Source organism: Paracoccus sp. FO-3 (assembly GCF_006386455.1).
GTDB classification, from domain to species: domain Bacteria; phylum Pseudomonadota; class Alphaproteobacteria; order Rhodobacterales; family Rhodobacteraceae; genus Paracoccus; species Paracoccus versutus.
Map to the genome: position 1 here is coordinate 1 of NZ_VCBQ01000256.1, position 1,384 is coordinate 1,384.

A 1,384-nucleotide genomic window follows, 5' to 3' on the forward strand; every position below is an offset into this window, starting at 1 on the left:
CCCCTTTTGATGGGGTGGATGCCCCCGCCCGACGGCATCGCGATGTGCCAAGATGGTGATGCTGAAGTCACCATAGGGAGAGGAGGCATCCATGGATGAGATTAGCATCGTCGGCGTCGACCTGGCAAAGCAGGTCTTCCAGATTCATGGCGCTACGTCGGACGGACGCGCAGTTTTTCGCAAGAAACTGTCCCGGCCACAGTTCGCGAAGTTCATGGCAGCGCTGCCGCCTTGCCTCGTGGCCATGGAGGCCTGCGGGACCGCGCACTACTGGGGCCGGGAACTCGGCCGGTTCGGCCATGACATCCGGCTCATCCCGCCCGTCTATGTCAAACCCTTCGTGAAGCGGCAAAAGAACGATGCCGCGGATGCGGAAGCGATTGCCGAGGCGGTCCAGCGACCGACCATGCGAATGGTGGCGGTGAAGAGTGCCGCGCAGCAAGCCCGCGCGATGCTCTTTCGCACCCGCGATCTGCTCGTTGGTCAGCGCACCCAGCTGGTGAACGCACTGCGCGGCCATCTTGCCGAACACGGCATCGTCCTGGGCAAGGGCATTGGCAACGTCCAGCGACTCGCCCTTCGTCTGGAAGAGGATGACCTGCCGGACTTGGTCCGGCACCTAGGGCGGCTCTATCTCGATCAGATCGCCCTCCTTGGAGCCGAGATTGAAAAGCTGGACAACCGTATCGTTGCCGCCGCGAAAGAAAACGGGGTGGCCCGGAGGCTCCAGACCATGCCCGGGATCGGCCCGGTCTGCGCGATGGCGATTACCGCCTTCGCGCCGGACATGCGTGAGTTCCGAAGGGGGCGCGACTTCGCGGCTTGGCTTGGCCTTGTGCCGCGACAGCATTCAAGTGGCGGCAAGCAGAAGCTGGGCCGAACCTCGAAGATGGGACAGCGCGATATCCGACGCCTGCTGATCGTGGGGGCGATGTCGATCGTCCATTGGCGCGGTCGCGACGGAGGTAGACCCGGATCATGGCTCGCGCGCATGCTGGCCCGAAAGCCGCGCATGCTTGTGGCCATCGCGCTGGCCAACAAGATGGCACGCATGGTCTGGGCCATGCTCGTGCGCGAAGAGGATTACCGAGATCCAACCGGCGCGGTCTGCTGACCGCGGCGTGCGGAGCGTCGGCGATGTGAGGAGAGCAATGACCCGTATGGGCAAATGATCGAACAGATCCGGGTCGGGAAAACCAGTGGCGTCCAACGAGCCCAGAGCTCGCAATTTTGATCTGGTTCCCGATCCGCGCATCACCATACCGGCCCGCGGCATGTCTTGGCCGCACCTGAGAGGCCTGAAACATGACCGCACTCGATCACGCGCTCAGAAGGTCAGAGAAAATCCTTGCATCGAAGGGGGCATCCAAACATGGACGCCGAT

Annotated in this window: 1 protein-coding gene; it reads left to right on the forward strand. The window is 63.0% G+C overall.

Annotated elements, in window-relative coordinates; translation table 11 throughout:
* Positions 1-91 precede the first annotated feature (91 nt).
* A complete protein-coding gene (locus FE811_RS26820; RefSeq protein ID WP_140849555.1) occupies positions 92-1,114 on the forward strand; it encodes an IS110 family transposase in 1,023 nt (340 codons plus the stop codon).
* Positions 1,115-1,384 lie beyond the last annotated feature (270 nt).

Bases quoted from the DNA above. Each gene is read 5' to 3' on its own strand.
- FE811_RS26820 (WP_140849555.1), top strand. From the start codon at position 92: ATGGATGAGATTAGCATCGTCGGCGTCGACCTGGCAAAGCAGGTCTTC.